5 protein-coding genes and 1 riboswitch are annotated in these 3,239 nt (G+C 50.3%); all 5 genes read right to left on the bottom strand.

All coding sequences use genetic code 11. The annotated features are described in order from the left end of the window. Positions 1-382: hypothetical protein (locus IJN28_08005; GenBank protein MBQ6713710.1), on the bottom strand; the 382-nt coding region annotated here is incomplete at its 3' end. A 205-nt stretch (positions 383-587) separates the two neighbouring features. Beyond that, a complete protein-coding gene (locus IJN28_08010) occupies positions 588-1,277 on the bottom strand; it encodes a TonB family protein (GenBank protein ID MBQ6713711.1) in 690 nt (229 codons plus the stop codon). 15 nt (positions 1,278-1,292) lie between these two features. Then, a complete protein-coding gene (locus IJN28_08015; protein ID MBQ6713712.1) occupies positions 1,293-1,703 on the bottom strand; it encodes a biopolymer transporter ExbD in 411 nt (136 codons plus the stop codon). A gap of 1 nt (position 1,704) precedes the next feature. Next, positions 1,705-2,310, bottom strand: coding sequence for a MotA/TolQ/ExbB proton channel family protein (locus tag IJN28_08020; protein ID MBQ6713713.1), 606 nt, complete (start codon positions 2,308-2,310; stop codon positions 1,705-1,707). Between the two features lie 113 nt (positions 2,311-2,423). Next, positions 2,424-2,605, bottom strand: a riboswitch (cobalamin riboswitch). 277 nt (positions 2,606-2,882) lie between these two features. After that, positions 2,883-3,239: SH3 domain-containing protein (locus tag IJN28_08025; GenBank protein ID MBQ6713714.1), on the bottom strand; the 357-nt coding region annotated here is incomplete at its 5' end.

A 3,239-nucleotide genomic window follows, 5' to 3' on the forward strand; every position in this document is an offset into this window, starting at 1 on the left:
CCCGCCCATATATAAGTGTATTACTCGATGCGATGCTATTATTATTCTGTATTTCCGTCTTTCGGGGTATGAAAGATTGCTTAAAGAAACTTTCTTCCTGCATCCTTTTTTCACGTGCTTCTTCTTGCTGTGTGAAATAATGAAGTATATCTCCTCTCGTTCTTCCTCCCGGGATTCCATTAGGGAAACCGTGTGCTTCTGCAATGCGGTATTCTTCGTCCAGTTTTAGTTCAGCATCCCATCTTGCTTTTTCTTCGGGTGTCAATTCAAAAAAATCTTGCCATTTTCTTGGCATCGGTTCTCCTGTCATCACGCTGATCGTATGTTGATCTTCGAACCTACGATCATTCCCATTCTGATAAAATATTGGTTTTGCTTTCATAGCGATTCTCCTTTTGACGGAATTATATATTATTTATTGTTGTATTTCCGTCTTTATTCATATCATAATCCGTCCGTTTTCAAAAGTCAAGTATATCCGTTATTTTTATAAATCACACCTATTTATCCGTCTTATACGTTACAGACTATTACAACACGTTTTCCCCATACAAAAAGAGCCTTGGCTTTTCGCTAAGGCTCTTTTGTTATCTGTTCGGTTGTACGGTGACGGCGATGGTTCCGCCCGAGGCGATCGGATTACCGTATTTGTCTTGTGCGGGACGGAAGGTATATTTGTACGCAGCTTCAACAGCGGCTTTGTCCGCGCCTTTGTTTCCGGAGGAGGAGGATACGACGGCGTTATGGACTTTGCCGTCTTTGCCGATGGAGATGCGCACGCGTACTTCTACTTTTTTGCGAAGGGGCGATTTGCAGACTGCCGTACCGCGCGATACGACGACAGGTCCGCAGGAGAGGTCTCTGCCACTCGCGCCATCGTTACCGCTTATGCCGACGCCTTGTCCGCCATGACTGCCGCCTGCTGCACTCCCGTTCGAGGCACTACTGCCCGCTGCGCCGGGAGTGACGACAGGAGCCGATTCGGTCGCTTCTTCGGGCGATACGATCTTCTGCGTCGGCATGATCGTTTTCGGCGTGGTCGCTTCTTTGGGCTTCAAGGCAGGGATGGCTTTAGCTTCCTGCATAGCGGCAGGGGCGGTAGAGCTTTTCGGGATCGGAGGCAGGTCTTTGATATCGACGAGCTCAAGGTCTAAGTAATCTTCCTGCGGATTCGGTTTCGGCGCGAAGGGGTTGACCCATGCGATCCATGACAGGAGGATCAGATGGAAGATGAGCGAGCCGATGAAGGAACGCTTCCACCATTTTTCATGATTCATATGATGCGCCTCCTATTATTCGGCGGCGCGCTCGGTCGCAACGCTGACGCGACTGATGCCTGCTTTTTTCATATCGTCGAGCACCATGATGACTTGTCCGTAGGCGATGCCTTGGTCGGCACGCAGGACGAAGACGGCACTCGGGTCTGCCCTGAGTTCTGCCTGAAGTCTGCTGTGGAAGTTGTCATACGAGATGGTCTCGCGGTTGACTTGGATGAGTCCGTCTGCCGTGATGGTGACGGGGATACGCTTGACGTGATCGTTCTGCGCGCTCGATGCCTGCGGAAGCGCAACAGGCAGGACGTTCTGCTCGACCATGTACATCGTGCTCATCATGAAGAATACTAAGAGGAAGAAGATGATGTCTATCATCGGTATGATCATCAGTTGTGGTGATCTTCTTGTTCTGAGGTTATTTAGTTTCATATCATTTGCGCTCCATCGCCGCTAAGATGACCGCATTGGCCGCGTTTTCCATCTGGTCGATGAGGGCATCTATCTTGTGATTGAGGATGGTGTAGACAACGAGTGCGAAGATGGCAACACAAAGACCTGTTGCCGTTGCGATGAGTGCTTCGCCGATACCGCCCGTGATGGCCATCGGTTCACCGCTTTTTAAGTTAAATACGCTGAACGACTGGATCATACCGATAACGGTACCGAGAAGGCCGAGGAGCGGAGAGAGCGTGACGATCATGTCGAGCATACCTACGCGATAACGAAGACGCGATGCCGCGATGGCCGCACCGCTTTCGAATACCTGTTCGAGCTTGTCCTTGTCGGTCGTGGCCGTTAGTCCGCCCGCGATGAGAGCAGGTACCGCTCCGTCCGTATGCTGACAGAGCGATTTCGCACCGTCGAGGTCACCGCTTTTGAGGCGCGCATCAAGGTCAGTCATAAAGGTCGGCGAGGCTGTTTTCATCTTGCGCAAGTAGATCATGCGCTCGATGCCGATCGCCGCTACCAATATCGAACAGATAAGAAGCGGATACATCACGAGTCCGCCTTTTACAAAAATCTCAAAAATACCCATTTTCATTCACTCCAATCTCATTTTTCCGAATAAAAAATCCTCTCAAACCATAGCTTGAGAGGTCAATACGCTTCTGTTGCGCTCATAATCTCCTCCCTATCGCTCGTAGGTCGTACGGTGATTGTCAGACTGGCAGTTCTCCTGACTTCGGCTCATCACAATCTCTGCGCCTTCCCGAAACGCGCGTTTCAGTGGCATCGAGCAGAGCTGCTCCCCGTTACAGTGGCGGGACCGTGTCGGCATCTCACCGAGCTTCCCTATTAAGCCTTGCGGCACCAATCTCTCATTTATGCAGTTGTCATCGGCGATTATTTGTCACTACCACCGAAGATCGACTTAAACATACGTGTAAAGAATCGAACGATCGCATCCATCAATGCTACCATCGCGAACCCTCCCTATCTTAACTGTCTTCAGTATATCATAACTTATGCACTAAAAAAAGTCATTCTTGGTATTTCGCGCATATTACCTATGAAAACGATTCGATACGGTTATCATACACCCTGCACCCACGGTTGTCAAACTTCGCCAAAAAAGAAATATCCGCCGCGATTATACGGCGGATACCTTCATCTCGCTCTGCGGAGATTCCCGTCAACAAGCCAGCCTGCGATCCAGCCTGTCGTCGTCCCGTCGGGCAGGATGACCTTATACCAACCGAAGGCTTGGTCTTTCAACGTGACCTCGGTCCCTTTGTCAAGCTTCGTTACCGATGGATAATTCGTCCCCGGGCCTGTTCTTACGTTGACATTCGTCCCATTCACAATGCCGACAGCACTTTTGACTGTTTCTGTTTCGCCCGTAGACGGCACGAGCGGTGCAACTTCGGTGACATTGTCCTCGGACGGCGCGTATGTCTGGTATGGCGGATATGATTGGTACTGCCCTGCTTCATACGAAGGCGTACTCGTATACTGCTCATCGAA

It is taken from the genome of Selenomonadales bacterium, assembly GCA_017442105.1.
GTDB lineage: Bacteria > Bacillota > Negativicutes > RGIG982 > RGIG982 > RGIG982.